Below are 17,820 nucleotides of genomic sequence, written 5' to 3'. Positions count from 1 at the left end.
GGAATAGTAACCCGTACCAAACTGCTGGTGCACCAGTTGTTCCTAGGACGCCAAAGCCGTCCCGGCAAAGGGGACGGCCAGCAAAAGGGCCAGTATAAATAGTGTCAGCTTAAAGCGCATTATTTGTTCCCTCCCTGGTACAAGGGATTTTCGACAGCCAGTATGGTATCCGCCCAGTCTAAAAAGATGTGGCTGACCTTGGTAATGTCGGCGGTGGGCCAGTTGGAATATTTGTCCCTGCGGTCGTTAACCACGCTGTAACCGTATTCGTATTTATCATCAGTGGGGCCGGAGGATTCCCGCACCCGGAGCACGTCGCCGCCTTCATACAGCAAAACTCTACCACAACCGCCTTCCAGAGTGAAATACACATCATCCTTGGTCACCCGCATACCGTAGGTTTTTAAAGCTCCGTACCGTTCTTCGCCCAGCTGGTACACATTGCTGTTGAATTCTTCGTAGGTTAGCCAGTTAATTTTATACTCGGGGGTGAGGTACTTTGCCCAGGGATATTTTGTAATGGACTCACCCTTGCCGGTGAGGTCGATTACCTCTCCCGACGGCTGCTGTACCGGCGGGGTTACCGGCACTTCGCCTTTGATGTGCGCAACCACATCGCTAATATCCGGCCTCTCCGTGCCTTTAGGCCAGCACAGCACAATATTATGTTCCGGCAGCCATTCCACCTGGTAACCTAAAGCCTCGGCCACCCACCGGGCGGGTAGATGGGTGCGGCCCCATTTTACCTGCGAGGACACGTCCATGGCAATGGATTTACCGTTGCTCCTGATGGTTTTGCTGCCGACGGACAGTTCAACCACCGGGAAGCCGGGCTCGTCCAGCGTTACCCTGGGGCTTTCCCAGCCGACGTGTTCGTCGGTTACGCCCAAGGCGTTGCTAAGATAGCGCACCGGCACGAAAGTGCGGCCCTGTTCGACGAACGGTTTGGCGTCCATTTTGACGCCGGGGGTTTTGCCGTTGACGAAATACTGGTCGAGGCCGAGCACGAACACCACGCTTTTGACCAGGTTTTTTTGCTCGTCGTATACGTTAACCTGCTCGTCTGCGCTGGCATGGGTTATATACGGGAGATTGATGGTCAGCAGGGCAAGGGCCAGAATAAAGCCCACGAAAGCGAGAAATCTACGCAATGTTTATACACCTCCATGAAAAATTTGGTACTACTTATTAGACGCGCGAACAACTGTTTTGGTTCCGGTTATCACCCCCAAAAATAAAAAAAGCCGCTTTAGGCTTTATAAACTTGTTATGGCATTGGATACGCTATTTTAACCCAGCCAAAAAAATCTTTCGGTTTTCCAATAGGTATGCCATAAATATTTTTCAACTTCAACATATGTCGAACATCGCTTGATATAATGTATTCCGCATTTCCGGCTATGGCTGCCCACAAGAACGGATCGTCATCTCTGTCCGGTGAATGTGGTGGCCAATCATCCGGCATTTCCGGTACTTTGCCTTTTTGTCGGAGAACAAGGTCAAGTAAGTAATGCACTTCCGAAGCGGATACATCAGCCCTTTCGACATATCGACGAGCTAATCGGTCGATTATTTCGTGAGCCTCCAAGCGCATAAATTCGTTCCAGATAGGAACAAGATTGCCGGATAGCACAAAATTAAACAATGGTGTGGCCATGTAGAGTGAGGGAACAAGAATATTCGTATCAATAACGATTGGAACTGCGATTTTGCTTGATTTCACGATATACTTCATGGACATCCTTCTCTATTTCTTTTTGAGTAAAGCCGGCGGTTTTCATTTTTCTCGTAATTTTATTTGAAAGAAGGCGTGCTTTGTTTAAATCTTTTTCATTTTTATTGATTCTTTTTTCTGGAAGCATTATAATTCACCTACCTCTTTTTGTTTACTTAATATGGTATTGATTAGTTACCGCTCCGTAAAAAGGGAATCATCCTTATCTGCCCAAATGCTCTTTAATGCTTCGGCAGCCGCCTTTCTCCGGGCAATTTGTTTCCGTTTTAATAGGTTAACAAGACATATACCTTTTTTTAAAACAGTTTTGAGATTGTTTATTAACTTTTATCAAAATAAGATGTGTCTTTTTCCGCCCATATTCCAAGAAGTGCTCTGGCTGCCTTTAAACGGCGCTTTCTTCGCAATGCTTTTATGGGGGATAATGATTTTAAAATTACCTTGGTATTGTTTTTGTTGGACGTAACTGGTTTAGTCAACTTTAATATTACTCCCCCTTTCATGCTGCATTGAAAAAATTATCTCACGGTCTTTGCAATATTGTCAATTTATAGCTTACGGGAACAATTACTATCACCCCTTAAAAATAAAAAAGAGGCCACTTGTGCGCCTAACTTGACAGGATAAGTTATTGCATATAGATTAAGTACAGGAATACCATAACATACGGCGTAATGGCCTCGACCTGCCGAGGTCTTCGGTTGTGCCCTCTAAGCTGCTGCCACAGTTTAGAAAAAACGAGGGAGCGCGAGGGGGCTGTAATCCCCCTCAGTACTGTTATATATACCTAAAAAGAGAGAACCTTGCTAATAAAAGGCTCTCTCTTTTTAGGTATATATAAATGAATTTGGGGGAGGAGGTCACGCATGGGCATCGCTTTGGCTGGCTTGGCCTTTGTTGTTTTTTCACGCATAACAACCACCACGATTCCAACTTTCTGTAGCGACACTCCACTGCGGGGAATATTGGCACTTTGCTATTTTGGCATCATGTGGCTCTATTACTTTGATCAATTTTCATTGACCTCCCCTCATTGCAAGCGATGCCTTTTGCTTGGATTACTGATAACATTTCATGCACCGCCCGCTCGAATTCGAAAAACGCGGCTGCCAAACGCTGTTTGTTGTGTACTGAACTGCGCATTTTGGCCAGTGCTTCTTCGGCCTTATAAATTGCTTCACTCAAGGAAGGTTCCTTTTGTGCGGCTTTTTTTGCCGCTATAAGCACGGCCTCCGGGCCGTGGTTTTGAATTAAATCCATTAATTTTTTTCTGAAATCATTTTGCATGAGCAAGACTCCTTTGGGGTGATTTTGTTTTTTCTAACGCTAATTCGATTTCAGCCAGCCGCCCGTCCAAGGTTTCGCTTTTTAAAACAATCACCTGAACTCTCCCGCTTTCCTGCAGAAGTTTAACTTCCCGCCGGATGAACAGGTCTACTTCGATGTGCCGGTCTTTCAGCCGGAACCCGTCTTCGCCGGCCAATACTACCGGTGGGACATAAACCAGTAAATCGAGGTTTTTCCAGGCGTGGAGCCGGGCCTTAAAAATATAGCGGCTGGCTTCGCTTTTAAAATCCTGGTTATTACCCAGGTACAACTGCCAATACACGATGCTGTCCAGTGCGCTGCGGTCGGCAATGAAGCCACTGGGATATTTCATTTGTTCCGCAATCTGGCGCTCCAGTATCTCCCATTGGAAAGTTTTTGCCAGCCTCGGGTTGCGCAGAAGTTGGTTGCATTCCGTCAGACTCATTTCCGCCGCAACCAGGCGGGCCTGCTCGGTAATCAGGGGTAAACCTGTTCTGATGGATAATGCTTGTGCAAGGGTGGTTTTTCCGGTTCCGTGAGTTCCGGTTATGGCAATTCGCAATATGTAACACCTCCTGAAAAAAAAACCCCACCGTTAAGCGGGTTAACACGACGGGGCGATGAGTCCGCCGCCGCCACCTGCCCCAAACATGGCGGCTTCCGATAAAAAAACCCGCAAAGCCTTGATTTTTGCGGGTTGCCCATATTAATCTTGGGGGTAGCGACAAGGGGTCTATCGGGACCCCGATACTGTGACCGCCTCCCAGTACAACGGATACAGTGGGCTTGGACAGGCTGGCAATGATTTCCGCAATAGCCAGGCCCGCCTCCACATCTCCGCCGACCGTATTCAAAACGATTAAAACTCCTTCTACTTCAGGGCTCTGTTCCAGGGCGATCAACTGGGGAATTAAATGCTCGTACTTGGTTGTTTTATTTTGCGGCGGGAGCACAAGATGGCCCTCGATCTGGCCGACAATGGTCAGGCAATGGATATTGCTTTTCACCTCGGGCACCTGGGTAGCGCCCATTTCTTTAACCGACTCCAGGGCGCTTTTGGATTTTCCCGCAACCCTGGTTTTTTCCTTATTCGGCTCGCCATGCGGCTGTTCCGGCCGGTTTGGGTACGGATCGGGCTGGGATGGGGGTTGGTAAGGAAAGACACCGGGCACCTGGTCGAATGATTTGTAATAAGACATGCTGATCCTCCGTTCTTACTGCGATTTATCCTAAAAGTTCCCTTTTAGTATGTATAAAAACCAACAAAAAATACACAGGCCGGGCCTGTGTATTTTTGGCGTTAAATTTCCATGATGATAGGCAAAATCATTGGCCTTCTCCTGGTTTTCTCGTAAAGAAACTTGCTCAAATCGTCCCTGACAAGGGATTTAATCGACGACCATTCGGACATTTTCTTGGCGGAGCACTTTTCCAGCGCAACTTTAACCTTTTCCTTGGCTTCTTCCATCAATTCCTCCGATTCCCGGACATAGACAAATCCCCGGGAAACAATATCCGGACCGGAAATAATGAGCCCGCTATCCCGGCTGATGGTAACCACGACAATTAAAATTCCATCCTGTGCAAGTTGGCGGCGATCGCGCAAGACAATATTGCCTACGTCCCCCACGCCAAGACCGTCAACCAGCACCCGGCCAGCCGTCACCCTGCCGGCAAAACGCCCGCTGCGCCTGCTCAATTCAAGCACCTGGCCGTTTTCGGCTACGAATATATTAGATTCAGGTATACCCATATCCCGCGCCAGTTGCGCGTGTTTAATCAACATCCGGTATTCACCGTGCACCGGTATGAAAAACCTGGGCTTAACCAGGTTAATCATCAATTTCAATTCCTCCTGGCTGGGGTGACCGCTGACGTGAATGCCGGAAACCGCCTCGTAGATGACATTCGCACCCAGTTTAAACAGCTGATCGATAACCCGGGCCACCAGTTTTTCATTGCCCGGGATGGGAGTGGCGGAAATAATGATGGTGTCGCCGGGCATTACCTCCACCTGGCGATGGTCCCTACCGGCTATCCTGGTTAACGCGCTCATCGGCTCCCCCTGACTGCCCGTCGTCAGGTAGACCACCTGGTTCCTGGGCAGCCTGCCGGCTTCGTCAAGTTCAACCAGCACCCCGTCGGGAACCTTTAAATATCCCAATTCCCGGGCGATATTCACCACATTGACCATACTGCGCCCTACCACAGCCACTTTCCTTTTGTAACGGTGCGCCGTGGTGATGGCCTGCTGCAGTCTGTGTACATTGGAAGCAAAAGTGGCGATGATGATCCCTTCGGTTGCCTGTCTGAAACTGTCATCAAAGGTTTGTCCAACAACCCTTTCAGACATGGTGTATCCCGGTCTTTCCACATTGGTGCTATCACTAAGCAGGGCCAGCACGCCCTTTTCACCCAATTGGGCCAACCGGTGAAAATCGGTAACTTCTCCGTCCACGGGCGTAAGGTCGATTTTAAAGTCGCCTGTATGCACGATCACCCCCACCGGCGTTTCTATGGCCAGGGATACGGCATCGGGGATGCTGTGGGATACGCGAATAAACTCAATTTTAAATGGCCCAACCTGGATTACGTCCCGCGGTTTAACACAATTTAGCTTAACATCGTCAGCCAGGTGCCTCTCGCGCAATTTTTCCCGTAAAATACCGAGCGTCAATCGAGTGCCGTATACCGGTACGTTAATTTGTTGGAGCACATACGGCAGCGCCCCGATATGATCCTCATGGCCGTGCGTCAGAACGATGCCCCGTACGATATTTCTATTCTCAAGGAGATAAGAAACATCCGGAATTACCATGTCGATGCCCAATAAATCCTCTTCGGGAAACATCAGGCCGCAATCGATTACCAGAATATTTTCCCCGTATCTCACCACCATCATGTTCTTGCCGATCTCACCAAGACCCCCAAGGGGGATCAAAAAGATCTTAGGTTCACGCGCCATGTTACACCTCCCGCATATCAAGTATCGAAAAAGTAATCAGAATTCAGGTGAGAATTAGGAGAAGGCGGGAAAATATTCTGTTTTAAATAAAGCCGTTCAATAAACTTGCTTATACATTATACTTTATCCTATTGCCCTGAACAAGAAGGGTAAGCGAGTCTTTATTTTATCATAATCACAATCATAAATAAAATACCAAAGGAGCCTTTCAAGGCTCCCTTAGTGAAAAATTATTTTTTCAAAAGGCAATAGTTTTTGTCCCCGGCCGCTTTGGCGATTTGTATCCACCACGCTAAAGCAACTTGGCTTCCGCAAGTGCCTGCTTGATGGCTTCCTTTTCAGACTGGCTGGCTTCAACCAGAGGCAACCTGGGCCCGCCCACCTGCCAGCCTAGCATATTCAATGCCGCTTTAAGGGGCACCGGGTTCGAGGTGATAAACAACACTTTGAAAATGGGGAGCAGATTCCCGTGAATTTTGGCGGCCATGGTTACATTACCCGAATTAAAGGCATTGATCATTTCCTGGATCTGCGGGCCAATAATATGGGAAGCTACACTTACCACGCCCTTGCCGCCCAATGCCAGGATGGGCAGGGTCAATGAATCGTCGCCGCTATAAATAGCAAAGTGATCGGGCAAACTTCGCCGCAGTTCGCTTACCTGGTCAAGGCTCCCCGATGCTTCCTTGACAGCAATGATATTATCTATTTTAGACAGCCTGGCCACCGTTTGAGGCAAAAGATTAACCGCCGTGCGCCCGGGAACGTTGTACAACATCACGGGTAAATTCGTGCTCTGAGCCACGGTTTTAAAATGCTGGTACAACCCTTCCTGGGACGGTTTATTATAATACGGGCAAACCAGCATCACGCCGTCCGCTCCCACTTTTTCCGCCGCCTGAGTCAATTCCACGCTGGCAGCGGTATTGTTGCCGCCGGTTCCGGCAATAACCACTGCGTCCCCGCCTACTTCTTCCACCACCACACGAAACAGCTCGATCTTCTCTTCCTTGCTTAAAGTCGGTGACTCGCCGGTGGTGCCCGCTACAACCAGGCCGTCCGAACCCGACTGCACCAGATGGCGAGCCAGCTTTTTCACCTGCTCGTAATCAATCGTCATATCACTTTTAAAAGGAGTTACCATGGCCGTTAACACTCGCCCAAAATCAAATGCCAATTCTTTCACCTTCCTTTCAGGTTGACACTCACTATCTACTGGGCTAATTTAAATTGCCTGTGCAAGGCTCTGACAGCCTTTTCCATCTCCTCGCGTTTGACTAGCACCCAAACTGTTGTATGGGAGTCGTTGCACTGGAGAATTTGAATATCATCCTTTGTTAATGCTTCGACAATATCGGCGATTACCCCCGGAACCCCGGACATTCCCGCACCCACCGCCGAAACTTTGGCGCATCCCCTGATAACTTCCGGGACGTAACCCGTGTTTTCCAATACTTTGACCGCTTTTTCGGCGAGGTCGTCTTTAACGGTAAACAAAATCACTTCCGACAGTACATTGATAAAGTCAATGCTGATCCCGGCCAATGCCAGCGCTCTGAACATGCGCCGTTGTTGTTTTAAGCCCTCGGCGCCGGGGCTGATGCCAACCTTGAATTGGGCGATGCCCGAAATATACGTAATACCGGTGATGATTCGATCCTTGGTGATATCAATTGTCCCTTTATATACTTCCCCCGAGGTGGTAACCAGCGTACCGGGCGAATCCGTAAACGTCGAACGGACTCGCAGGGGGATGCCTTTTTGCATGGCGATTTCCACTGCCCTGGGGTGAACTACCTTGGCCCCTTCGTGGGCAAGATGACAAATTTCGTCATAAGTGATCACATCCAGGGCCCTGGCTTCTTCAACGATGCGCGGGTCCGCAGTCATAATCCCTTCCACGTCGGTGTAAATATCCACATAAGCGGCGTTTAACGCAACGCCCAGAGCCGCTGCGGTAGTATCGCTTCCCCCCCGGCCCAGCGTGGTTATTTCTCCGTCTTCCGTGGTTCCCTGGAACCCGGCTACCACCACGATATAACCTTCCTGCGCAAATTTCGTCACGTTTTGCGGTTGCACCTTTAAAATGCGCGCCTCGGTATATTTCTTATCCGTAATAATTCCCGCCTGGGCGCCGGTTAAAAAAACCGCCGGATAACCCTTGGCCTGAAGAGTTGCAGCCATGATCACCCCGGAAATAATTTCGCCGCAGGACATTAACAGATCCATTTCCCGTCCCGGCAGGTCCCGGTACGTTTGCTTCACCAAGTTAATCAAAGTATCGGTGGCGTAAGGATCGCCTTCCCGCCCGATAGCCGAAACCACCACTACGGGTACATAGCCCTCATCCTTGGCGGCGATGATTTTACCCGCCACCCTTTCCCTAAGTTCGGGAGAAACAAGCGATGTGCCTCCGAACTTAAGCACGATAAATTTCATCTACATTACCTCTTTCCAAGGCACCCGTATTTTATGACCAACTCCGCGATCTGTACCGCGTTGGTGGCAGCCCCCTTGCGAAGCTGGTCGGCCACCACCCACAGGTTCAACCCGTTGTCCAGGGAATTGTCTTCCCTGATTCTGCCCACAAAAACCTCATCCCGACCGGAGGTAAACAGCGGCATGGGATATCTTTTTTCGGCGGGGTCGTCTTCTACAATCACACCGGGGAATTTTGATAAAACTTCCCTGGCCTCATTGGCGGTCATTTTGCGTTTGGTCTCCACGTTAATTGATTCCGAGTGGCTCCTGTAAACAGGCACCCTAACGGTTGTCGCGGTAATGGCGATGGTATCATCTTGCAGGATTTTACGGGTTTCCTTAACCATTTTCCATTCTTCCTTGGTATAGTCCATCTCCTGGAAAACATCTATATGGGGAATCAGGTTAAAGGCAATTTGATACTGGAACTTGGACGGCGCAAACGTTTTACCCTCCAATACCGCCCCGGTTTGTTCGGTAAGCTCGGAAATACCCTCGGCACCCGCACCGCTGACCGCCTGGTAAGTTGACACTACCACGCGCTTAATGCCCGCAGCGTCGTAAATTGCCTTTAAGGGCACAACCATAATGATAGTTGAACAATTGGGGTTGGCTATAATCCCTTTGTGTTTTTTTACATCCTCCGGGTTGACTTCCGGTACCACCAGGGGTACTTCCGGGTCCAGGCGAAAATAACTGCTGTTATCGATCACCACGGCGCCTTTTTCGGCCGCCAGGGGGCCGAATTCCTTACTGGCCGCGCCGCCGGCAAATAAAGCAATATCCATACCTTCAAAGGAAGCCGGAGTGGTTTCCTCAACCTTGTAAGTTTTACCTTTGAAAACCATTTCCTTGCCGGCGGAACGGGAGGTGGCGCAGAGTTTCAACTCTCCAACCGGAAAATTACGCTCTTCAAGCACCTTCAATATTTCCTGTCCTACTGCTCCGGACGCACCCACAACGACTACTTTGTACTGAGCCAAAAATCTATCCCTCCAATACTATTACTATTCTTAATCTCCCGCCGGCACCCGCTTTTTAGTCGTAAGCTACCAGCACGGGCTGGATTTGTTTCCCCTGCAGGGCGTGTTCAATGGTATCCACCAACAAATTAATTTTGGCCTTTAATGAATTCGGTTTTTCGGCGGGATTATCCTGTCCAAAAGGCACCATGTAAATATTTTTAGCGTTTAACAGAACCCCTATGTTCTTGGCGTTTAAACCCAAGCCATCGTTGGTGGAAACGGCAAGCACCACCGGACGCTGATTGCGTAAATGGGCCTTTACGGCCATCAACACCGGTCCGTCGGTGATGGCATTGGCCAATTTGGCCAGGGTATTACCGGAACAGGGAGCCACCACCACGACGTCAAGCAATTTTTCCGGGCCGATGGGCTCGGCGCCGACGATACTTTTAATAATTTTTTGATTGGTAATTTCCGCAATCCGGTTTTTCCAGCGATCGGACGCGCCAAACCGCGTATCGGTTTCGTCAACGGATTCGCTAATTATAGGATACAAGACGGCGCCCTCATCAGCAACCCTTTTCATTTCCACCAGCACCTCATCAAGGGTACAGTGAGAGCCCGTTAAAGCAAATCCCACCTTGATACCCTTTAACTTCATCACAAGCACCTCCCGGGAAATCCGTAAAACTTAATGTTTTACCCTCTGCAACAAAATGCGCGGCACTACCTGAGCAAGTATCCTGCCAGCCGTCTTGGGCGCCACCTTACCCGGAAGACCGGGTGCCAGAATTGCTTTGACGCCTAATTCTTCCGCGCTGGCAAAATCAGTGCCGCCCGGAGCAGAAGCCAGGTCGATAATCAGGGTTGTTGATGGTACCTTTACTAAAACGTCTTTGTCAAGTACCGGTGCGGGGACGGTGTTGAAAATTACATCAACATCACTTAAACAGTTCATTAACTCGTTAAAATGAACCGCTTTGAGTCCCATGGCCACCGCTCTGGCCAATTGGGCCGGATCACGCGCCACTACCGTGGTCTGAGCATGCATTGCCGAAAGCAGCTGGGCCAGCGTCTGTCCGGTACGTCCAAAACCCAACACTATGGCTTTGCTGCCATGAATGGTGATCGGCATGCTTTCCATGGCCATTTGTACCGCCCCTTCCGCCGAAGGAATGGAATTAAGTATGGCCACTTCATCAAGTTTCATTAATTCCACCAGATCGAGACCAATGCTTTCCACCAGTTCACGTAAAGGCTTCCTGGCCATGCCAACCAGAACAGGGGACCCGGACGGCAACAATGCCAGCAGTTCCCCGGTTACCTTCAGCGGTCGTTCAAGATATGCCGAATGCAACTGCATATACTGGTTTACCCCAGGAACCGGTAAAATTAAAGCCTGAACTCCTGCCAAGCATTTTTCCGGTTCCCGACAGGGGATAATATTGCCACCGCTTACGGGTAAACCGAAGGTTTTTACCGTTGCGCCTGCGTCGGCCAGATGCTCAACTAATGTTACTTCCCTGGCGTCCCCGCCCATTACAGCCACAATCAGGCCTGTCAATTTTTGCATGGACGGCTAAACCCCTTCCTCAACCTTGTACTTACATCAATATATGAATCGCCGGTTTTAGAGGTGCTTGTATGAAGTTAGTGGGACAAACTATTCAAAGATAAGGTTTTCTAAACCATACACCACTCCCTCCAGGCGCATTACCGCGCGAATGGCGGTTAATACGCCGGGCATGAAAGACTCCCTGGATATGGAATCATGTCTAATGGTAAGCGTTTGACCTACATCTCCAAAAATTACCTCCTGGTGGGCGACAAAGCCCGGTAGCCTCACGCTGTGAATTCGAATTCCCCCGGGCATTCTACCTCCTCTTGAGCACTCGATTTTCTCCTCCTCCGCGGCCAAACCCTGCTGGAAATCACCCCGCCTTTGCAAAATAGCCTCGGCGGTCTTAATGGCTGTTCCGGAAGGAGCGTCCAGTTTTTGATCATGGTGTTTTTCAATGATCTCAACGTTGGGAAAATACTTGACCGCTTCCTGGGCGAATTTAATCATTAATAAAGCCCCAATCGCAAAATTTGGAGCTATAACGCATCCCAAACGCAATTTATCAGCGAGTTCCGATATCTCCTGCAAGTCCTCGGCGGACATGCCCGTAGTCCCCACAACCGGACGTACGCCGGCGCGCAAGGCGGTTTTTACATTATCCGCCACTGATTGAGGCCTGGTAAAATCAACCATCACCTGCGCCCCGGACAATGCAAGGGCCTCCGCAAGGTCAGCCGAAATTGTCACCCCAACTGGTTCACTTCCCAGCATGGAGCCGACATCCTGTCCAACATTTTGCACATCAATCGCGGAACACAGCTCGATATCATCAGCCCGCAAAACTGCTTTCAACACTTCCTGTCCCATTCGTCCAGAAACGCCACAAATCGCAACCTTAATCAAATTATTTACCGGTAATCACACAAGTTACCAGCTAAAAGCAACTTACTTGTTTAAGTTACCGGTATTGCCCCCCCTTCAAGCAATATTACTCCCCGGAAGAACCGAGCCGGGAAAAATATTAATACCAACTTAATTTAATTGTATATGGATTTTTACCCTTTATACTTCTCGTTTAAAGTTAATTTTCTTACATCTGTTTACTTATGTCAAGAATAAAACCTTTACTGGTTTTTTTAGTCCTCCTTTTGAAAGCTTTATCTTATATCCGCTGAACTGTCCTTTTCCTGGGGAACGATCAGGTTGCCGGCTTTTTTTGCAAACCCGTGAAAAAAATCCGCGGCGGGAACACCGGAATGTTCCGTTACCACGCAGTATTTCCTGCCCACTAGATTATAATTGATTTTAAACTCGCGGTCGTTTATATTTTCCGGAACCATACATGCACCCTCCCATCCTGTAGCTTTTTTAATTATACCGCCGGGCACCAGCCCTGTTTGTTAATATTGACATTAATTTGTCCAGTTTCGGGGTAATCTTTTCTTTCCACCACTCCGGAAAAAACAAAATAATCAGATCCAAACTCGGATTCCACCAGGCCGCTGGCAACCTTGAATTCGGTCCGGTTACCCCTCAATATTTCTCCGGGGTTAAAAGGCTCGGCCAGTTTCAACTCGGATGCTATATCCTCGTATAAAGCCCACATCAATGCGTTTAACTCGTCATCGGCGTAAATAACGGGTAAACCAATATCCTCAACCGCCTCCCGCCGGGCAATCATATGATTATGCGCATATAATTTTTCCGTCAGGTGATCAACAATATTTTGCACCTTTTCGTCGGAAAGCGTTTCCTTGCGCAGACCCAACATTTTATTGGCCAGGGACCGGATAAGCATCCAGTTCCTGTGCACATTTCCCAGCGCCAGGGGATGAATTTTTTCCGCCAGGAGTAAAAAAGCACGCGCAATGGCTTCCTCGTTATACAGGCCCATTTTTTGGGCAATCAGGGCCATATATGAGTAGACATCTTCAATATTGACGGGCAACCTGGCGGACGGGTTCGATGGATCCTGAGGATTAAAAGCGTTTATCACGCTGGGATCAATGGGCCCCAGTTCACCCATCTTACCCATGACGATTTCATCCGCCCCCAAGCATAACAATGTCCCGGCACTGTACGCGCGGAACGGCACCAGCACGCAAAAATGCTCCGTATATTCACGAAAAAGGTTGACCAGGCGCCAGGGGGTCAATACATCGCCTCCCCTGGTATAGATAAACAGGTCTATTGCCTGCCTGCGACCGATCATTTCCAGGTGCCTGTAAATGACCCGGACTACGTCGGGGGCAATTCTTGTGCTTACGTTTTCCCGGTCTCCCGTTATATATAACAATACAACCGACCCGCGCTTGCGACCGATTTTTTGCATGATGTCCAATCTTTGCGGCCGGGCCATAAATTACCTCCTTGGTTTTTCACTTATTATGGCCCAACCTGAAAAACTTTATCTAAAAAAAGCAAAAGAAAAAAATCAGTGCCCGGCAATCACTTAAAAAACTTAACCACCACCTGCTAAAGCAGGTGGGACTGGTATCGACTGAAAATCGACTTAAGCAGGAGTGCCGCAGACCCCCGACTTCAGCCGGGGGTAGTTGAACATTCTACCACTTCCCCAAAACCCCCGTTTTCAAACGGGGGTCAAGAAACAGATGCTAAAGCTTTCCGGCTGAAAACCGGAGGTTTTAGACCTGGCGGCTGGAAAATAAAAATCCGTGCCAAGACGGATTTAAGCCAAAAACTTGCCGAAACTTGGGGTAGCCTGGTCAAGCTCAACAATAATCACTTCCACCCCCACTTTTCTGACCGCTTCCCAGGGTATAACCAGTTCTTGCTTTTCGGCCCAGAAGTTCATGAAGCCCATTTTTCGAGGTAATACTATGGATTGTATTTGTCCCGTTTCCGCATCAATGGATAAGTCCGTTTCCCCTACGACGCCCAACCTTGCTCCATCATTGATGTTAATAATTTCTTTACCGGCCAGTTCGCCCAGTCTCACTTGGTTTAATCCTCCCTTACAGCATTAAATCAGCGGTATCTTTTCCCAACCCATAAACGAGTCGCAAACGGTTGGGCAATGGCCAGGGCAATTGAAATGGTGGCCAGAGGTTCGAGAGCAAAACCGCCGACATGCACGTATCTGGGCACGTCAAATTCCAGGAATGTTTGTACCAAGACCAGGGAAAGATAAATCCCTCCCGCTGTACCGACCAGGTTTACGATAGCTTGGGACAAAGGGGAGGACTTGGCCTCGCCAATGGCGTCCCAGTTTTTATCCCGCATTTGCTGCCACCTGATGCGTTCCCTCAAGGAAACGACGATTGATAAAAGTACTATTAAACAAAATAACAGTAGACTAAGTTTCATCTTATCACCCCCGTACCACATTTATATTTTAAAGATTGTAAAATATTCCTGAAACAAGCTGGTTTATCCCCAAAAAAAAAATAGACCCTAACTATCGCGTGTATAGCGGTATAGGCGTCTATCCTGAAAAATATTACCCGATACTCGTATCTGGCGCTCCGACGGTTTCTTCCGTTCGTTTCGCAACTGCATCTTTTTGGACGGAGTTGCTTGCGGTCAACGCTTGCAATCCCGCACTCAGCTGACCAGCTGAGTGCGGGACCAAACTACTACTTTACGCCCTAAAGGGTCAAAGACTTTTGGGACTATGACGGGCTAGGGACCGCATCCAGTGCTCCACTCCACTCACTCCAGAAAGCCGCCGGGTCGCCTGCCACTGTGGCGATTTTCATGTTGCCGATAATACCTCGTTAGTGGCAGAGATGTCTATCCTGTTAAAATGAACGCTTTTTTAACCCACCGGTGTCTCGTTGCTACACCAGGTTTTTAACGGCCTATCTACCGGTGGAACCGAAACCTTTTTCGCCGCGGGCCGAATGGGTCAATTCACCGGTAAATTCAATTTGGGCTCGGATTACCGGCACAAAAACAAGCTGCGCAATCCTATCGCCCGGCCTGATTTCGTATGGCTGTTCACCGTTATTTTGCACGGGGCAAATAATTTCACCTTTATAGTCGCTGTCAATCACCCCGACGGCATTGGCCAGGGCAATGCCATGCCTGGACGCCAGCCCGCTGCGCGGAAATACAAGACCGACAATGTTACGACCGGGTATGTCGACCGCAAGGCCGGTCGGAATCATGGCCCTTTCACCCGGTGCAATAACCAAAGGCCCTCGTAATGACGCTGCGAGATCAATTCCCGCCGCGCCAGCGGTAGCGTAATCAGGAGCGGGAATCACAGTTCCAATTTCCGGGTTAATCTTTTTAAATTTAATTATCATCGATGAAATTCCCCAAAGTTAGTTATTAAAAATCTCCTCAAGTACCTTCTCGTTTTCCCAGGGACCTACGCTGGCAAGGCAAAAATTATCCGGTTTTAGCATGGTCCTGGCAAGATCACGAATATCCTCGTCCGTTACCGCCATGATTCGGCGCACAATTTCTTCCGGCGGGATCACTTTGCCCAAGTACAGCTGGGATTTGCCCAACCGGCTCATCCGGGTGTTCACGTTCTCCATACTAAGTAACAAATTACCCTTGAGCTGGTCTTTCGCCCGCTGCAGCTCCGCAGGCCGCACGCCGTTGTTCTGGATATCGCGGATTTCCTTGATGATCAACTCCAGGGCTGCGGGGACATTTTTTTTACTCAACCCGGCGTAGATGCAAAAAAGCCCCGAGTCATGATAAGAGCTGTGATAGGAGAAAACCGAATACACCAGACCGCGTTGTTCTCTGATTTCCTGGAACAGGCGGGAGCTGAGCCCACCGCCCAAAATGGTATTGATAATTTGAAATACATAAATTTTTTCGTGGTCTATAGCCAATCCCGGCGTACCAAGGCAAATATGCACCTGTTCCGTATCTTTGGTTTTGCAAACCACTTGCCGGGCCGGTTCCGGAGTGGTATACAGGCGTTCCTTTTTCGCCCCGGTTAAATTTCCGAACGTGGCGGATAGGATACTCATCACCTGCTTGTGATCAAAATTGCCGGCCACGGTAACAATCATATTGCCGGGAGTGTAATATTTATGATAAAAGGACAGTAAGTCCTGCCTGGATAAGCTCCCCACCGTTCTTTCATCGCCGATGATCGGCCGGCCCAACGGATGCGCACGCCAGATGGTACTGGCAAAAATGTCGTGCACCAGTTCGTCCGGTGTATCCTCGTACATTTTAATCTCTTCCACGATCACATTCCGCTCCCGGTCGATGTCGGACGGGTCGAAGCGGGAATTTAAAACCATATCGCTTAACAAGTCCACTGCCAGAGGAAAATATTCATCCAGTAACCGGGCGTAGTAACAGGTGTATTCCTTCGTGGTGAAAGCATTTAACTGCCCGCCCACTGCGTCCAGTTCTTCTGCAATATCCTTGGCGCTGCGCCTGGTTGTACCCTTAAACATCAGGTGTTCGATAAAGTGAGATATCCCCGCCTGTTCGTCCCTTTCATCCCGCGAGCCAACGTCCACCCAAATCCCTACGGCAACTGAACGCACGTGTGGTATATGTTCCGTAAGCACCTTAAACCCGTTAGCCAGTTCGGCTACCTGTATCACACGGTTACCCCCCGTATCTATCTCATTCTCAACATCAACTTAAATTCTTGATTTTTGGTTAAAATCCTTGCAACCGGCGGTAAATTTATCACGCACTTTCCGCAACTCGTGATTTAATTTGTGAATTCCGGATAATTTATTTACACCGCACGCCGCCACAATATCTGCAGACCCTGCTTCATTTCCATTGATTAAAATATACATTTTCCCTACAGGTTGACCCTCTAAGACCGGTGCTTTCAAGGAGCGCCGCATTTGGACCTTCTTTTCTATCCGGTCCGTTCCGTCAGCGCGCATATTCAACATAACGGTGTCATCGATTTTCACGGGAACCGCATCCCTTTCACCATCCACAACCCGTACGCTGGAGTATATTTCCCCGGCATACGTCAATGTAACGGGTTTAAATTGTTCAAAACCGTAGTCCAAAAGCCGCCCGGCATCCTTAAACCGGTCATGGCCGTTAAGAATTACCGCAAGCAGACGCCTGTCCGCCTTACTGGCCGAGGCAATCAAGCATTTTCCCGCCGCCACGGTGGTACCCGTCTTAACCCCGTCGGCCCCCGGATATCTCCAGAGCAACTGATTGGTATTTTGCAGGTAATGAACCATGCCGTCCGAGCCTTCAATCATTTTCGAGCGCGTTTTGACAATCCGGTTGAAGGTCGGGTCATGCAGGGCGTAGCGGGCGATCAGGGCCAGATCTATAGCGGTGGAATAGTGGTCCGTCGCCGGCAAACCGTTGGTATTTTGAAATTTTGTGTTCCTGGCTCCAAGCAGCACCGCCTTTACGTTCATCAACAGGACAAAGGCCTTTTCCGACCCTGCCACGTGTTCGGCGATCGCCACGCACGCATCGTTGCCGGAACGGATCAGGGCGCCGTACAATAATTGCTCCAAGGTTAACTTTTCACCGGCCTTTATATGCATTGATGATTCGCCCACGGAGGCGGCCCGGGAACTTACCGTCACCGTGCCGTGTAAATCGGCGCCCCCCAGGGCGACAATCGCCGTCATCACCTTGGTGGTACTGGCCATCGGCCTCGGCTGCAGGTGGTTTCTGCAATATAAGACCTGGCCGTTGGTCACGTCCATCAACAACGCAGAATGAGCGCTGATTGCCGGCTCACGGGCAAATCCCGCCCAAGCTTGGTTGTATGGTGAACACAACAGGCAAAAACAAAAAAATAACGGCAGCACCGCAAAAACCATCTTTTTTAAACTCATTTACTCATCACCTCAGGCAACAAAACTGACTA

Annotated in this window: 19 protein-coding genes and 1 pseudogene; all 20 read right to left on the bottom strand. The window is 49.2% G+C overall.

The window, feature by feature from the left end; genetic code table 11:
- Positions 1 to 119: 119 nt before the first annotated feature.
- Positions 120 to 1,151 (bottom strand): stalk domain-containing protein, encoded by a 1,032-nt coding sequence (locus tag IT084_RS05340; RefSeq protein WP_195711797.1) that lies wholly within the window; start codon positions 1,149 to 1,151, stop codon positions 120 to 122.
- Positions 1,152 to 1,267: 116 nt separating this feature from the next.
- The gene (locus IT084_RS05335) at positions 1,268 to 1,735 is read right to left on the bottom strand and encodes a putative toxin-antitoxin system toxin component, PIN family (protein ID WP_195711796.1); all 468 of its coding nucleotides are present in this window, start codon (positions 1,733 to 1,735) and stop codon (positions 1,268 to 1,270) included.
- The gene (locus IT084_RS05330) at positions 1,686 to 1,862 is read right to left on the bottom strand and encodes a hypothetical protein (RefSeq protein WP_195711795.1); all 177 of its coding nucleotides are present in this window, start codon (positions 1,860 to 1,862) and stop codon (positions 1,686 to 1,688) included. The genes IT084_RS05335 and IT084_RS05330 overlap by 50 nt, the downstream gene beginning before the upstream one ends.
- Positions 1,863 to 2,722: 860 nt before the next feature.
- Positions 2,723 to 3,022: a hypothetical protein gene (locus IT084_RS05325; RefSeq protein ID WP_195711794.1), complete on the bottom strand. Its 300-nt coding sequence runs from the start codon at positions 3,020 to 3,022 to the stop codon at positions 2,723 to 2,725.
- Positions 3,012 to 3,605: an AAA family ATPase gene (locus IT084_RS05320; RefSeq protein ID WP_195711793.1), complete on the bottom strand. Its 594-nt coding sequence runs from the start codon at positions 3,603 to 3,605 to the stop codon at positions 3,012 to 3,014. The genes IT084_RS05325 and IT084_RS05320 overlap by 11 nt, the downstream gene beginning before the upstream one ends.
- 172 nt (positions 3,606 to 3,777) lie before the next feature.
- A pseudogene (locus tag IT084_RS05315) lies at positions 3,778 to 4,242 on the bottom strand (ClpP family protease); the annotation flags it as partial.
- A 101-nt stretch (positions 4,243 to 4,343) separates the two neighbouring features.
- The gene (locus IT084_RS05310; protein ID WP_195711792.1) at positions 4,344 to 6,008 is read right to left on the bottom strand and encodes a ribonuclease J; all 1,665 of its coding nucleotides are present in this window, start codon (positions 6,006 to 6,008) and stop codon (positions 4,344 to 4,346) included.
- Between the two features lie 292 nt (positions 6,009 to 6,300).
- Positions 6,301 to 7,185, bottom strand: coding sequence for a 4-hydroxy-tetrahydrodipicolinate synthase (gene dapA, locus IT084_RS05305; RefSeq protein WP_195711791.1), 885 nt, complete (start codon positions 7,183 to 7,185; stop codon positions 6,301 to 6,303).
- Positions 7,186 to 7,220: 35 nt separating this feature from the next.
- On the bottom strand, positions 7,221 to 8,447 hold the full coding sequence (gene dapG, locus IT084_RS05300) for an aspartate kinase (protein WP_195711790.1): 1,227 nt from the start codon (positions 8,445 to 8,447) through the stop codon (positions 7,221 to 7,223).
- A gap of 5 nt (positions 8,448 to 8,452) precedes the next feature.
- Complete coding sequence (locus tag IT084_RS05295; protein ID WP_195711789.1) at positions 8,453 to 9,472, bottom strand: aspartate-semialdehyde dehydrogenase; 1,020 nt, start codon at positions 9,470 to 9,472, stop codon at positions 8,453 to 8,455.
- Between the two features lie 55 nt (positions 9,473 to 9,527).
- Positions 9,528 to 10,115, bottom strand: a complete 588-nt coding sequence (locus tag IT084_RS05290) for a dipicolinate synthase subunit B (RefSeq protein ID WP_195711788.1) — start codon at positions 10,113 to 10,115, stop codon at positions 9,528 to 9,530.
- Positions 10,116 to 10,145: 30 nt separating this feature from the next.
- Entirely contained in the window at positions 10,146 to 11,027 is an 882-nt protein-coding gene (dpsA, locus tag IT084_RS05285; RefSeq protein WP_195711787.1) for a dipicolinate synthase subunit DpsA, read from the bottom strand.
- Positions 11,028 to 11,117: 90 nt separating this feature from the next.
- Entirely contained in the window at positions 11,118 to 11,918 is an 801-nt protein-coding gene (gene dapB / locus IT084_RS05280) for a 4-hydroxy-tetrahydrodipicolinate reductase (RefSeq protein WP_195711786.1), read from the bottom strand.
- Between the two features lie 254 nt (positions 11,919 to 12,172).
- Positions 12,173 to 12,355 (bottom strand): hypothetical protein, encoded by a 183-nt coding sequence (locus tag IT084_RS05275; protein ID WP_195711785.1) that lies wholly within the window; start codon positions 12,353 to 12,355, stop codon positions 12,173 to 12,175.
- 32 nt (positions 12,356 to 12,387) lie between these two features.
- A complete protein-coding gene (locus IT084_RS05270; protein ID WP_195711784.1) occupies positions 12,388 to 13,374 on the bottom strand; it encodes an SDH family Clp fold serine proteinase in 987 nt (328 codons plus the stop codon).
- A 330-nt stretch (positions 13,375 to 13,704) separates the two neighbouring features.
- A complete protein-coding gene (locus tag IT084_RS05265; RefSeq protein ID WP_195711783.1) occupies positions 13,705 to 13,974 on the bottom strand; it encodes a YlmC/YmxH family sporulation protein in 270 nt (89 codons plus the stop codon).
- A 29-nt stretch (positions 13,975 to 14,003) separates the two neighbouring features.
- Positions 14,004 to 14,342 carry a hypothetical protein gene (locus IT084_RS05260; RefSeq protein WP_195711782.1) on the bottom strand — a complete coding sequence of 113 codons (339 nt, stop codon included), beginning with the start codon at positions 14,340 to 14,342 and terminating at the stop codon, positions 14,004 to 14,006.
- A 494-nt stretch (positions 14,343 to 14,836) separates the two neighbouring features.
- On the bottom strand, positions 14,837 to 15,286 hold the full coding sequence (dut, locus tag IT084_RS05255; protein WP_195711781.1) for a dUTP diphosphatase: 450 nt from the start codon (positions 15,284 to 15,286) through the stop codon (positions 14,837 to 14,839).
- A gap of 18 nt (positions 15,287 to 15,304) precedes the next feature.
- Positions 15,305 to 16,561 carry a pitrilysin family protein gene (locus IT084_RS05250; RefSeq protein ID WP_195711780.1) on the bottom strand — a complete coding sequence of 419 codons (1,257 nt, stop codon included), beginning with the start codon at positions 16,559 to 16,561 and terminating at the stop codon, positions 15,305 to 15,307.
- Between the two features lie 39 nt (positions 16,562 to 16,600).
- Positions 16,601 to 17,788, bottom strand: a complete 1,188-nt coding sequence (locus IT084_RS05245) for a D-alanyl-D-alanine carboxypeptidase family protein (protein ID WP_195711779.1) — start codon at positions 17,786 to 17,788, stop codon at positions 16,601 to 16,603.
- Positions 17,789 to 17,820: the final 32 nt, after the last annotated feature.

It is taken from the genome of Desulfallas sp. Bu1-1 (assembly GCF_015594625.1).
In the GTDB taxonomy this organism is placed as follows: domain Bacteria; phylum Bacillota; class Desulfotomaculia; order Desulfotomaculales; family Desulfallaceae; genus JADNRQ01.
The sequence above is the reverse complement of the archived record's forward strand: the minus strand, read 5'-3'. Positions and strand labels throughout refer to the sequence as shown.

Excerpts from the sequence above, each read along its gene's own strand:
- IT084_RS05335 (WP_195711796.1), bottom strand. The coding sequence starts at position 1,735 with ATGAAGTATATCGTGAAATCAAGCAAAATCGCAGTTCCAATCGTTATT.
- IT084_RS05330 (WP_195711795.1), bottom strand. The coding sequence starts at position 1,862 with ATGCTTCCAGAAAAAAGAATCAATAAAAATGAAAAAGATTTAAACAAA.
- IT084_RS05325 (WP_195711794.1), bottom strand. The coding sequence starts at position 3,022 with ATGCAAAATGATTTCAGAAAAAAATTAATGGATTTAATTCAAAACCAC.
- IT084_RS05310 (WP_195711792.1), bottom strand. The coding sequence starts at position 6,008 with ATGGCGCGTGAACCTAAGATCTTTTTGATCCCCCTTGGGGGTCTTGGT.
- dapG (WP_195711790.1), bottom strand. The coding sequence starts at position 8,447 with ATGAAATTTATCGTGCTTAAGTTCGGAGGCACATCGCTTGTTTCTCCC.
- IT084_RS05290 (WP_195711788.1), bottom strand. The coding sequence starts at position 10,115 with ATGAAGTTAAAGGGTATCAAGGTGGGATTTGCTTTAACGGGCTCTCAC.
- dpsA (WP_195711787.1), bottom strand. The coding sequence starts at position 11,027 with ATGCAAAAATTGACAGGCCTGATTGTGGCTGTAATGGGCGGGGACGCC.
- IT084_RS05275 (WP_195711785.1), bottom strand. The coding sequence starts at position 12,355 with ATGGTTCCGGAAAATATAAACGACCGCGAGTTTAAAATCAATTATAAT.
- IT084_RS05270 (WP_195711784.1), bottom strand. The coding sequence starts at position 13,374 with ATGGCCCGGCCGCAAAGATTGGACATCATGCAAAAAATCGGTCGCAAG.
- IT084_RS05260 (WP_195711782.1), bottom strand. The coding sequence starts at position 14,342 with ATGAAACTTAGTCTACTGTTATTTTGTTTAATAGTACTTTTATCAATC.
- dut (WP_195711781.1), bottom strand. The coding sequence starts at position 15,286 with ATGATAATTAAATTTAAAAAGATTAACCCGGAAATTGGAACTGTGATT.
- IT084_RS05245 (WP_195711779.1), bottom strand. The coding sequence starts at position 17,788 with ATGAGTTTAAAAAAGATGGTTTTTGCGGTGCTGCCGTTATTTTTTTGT.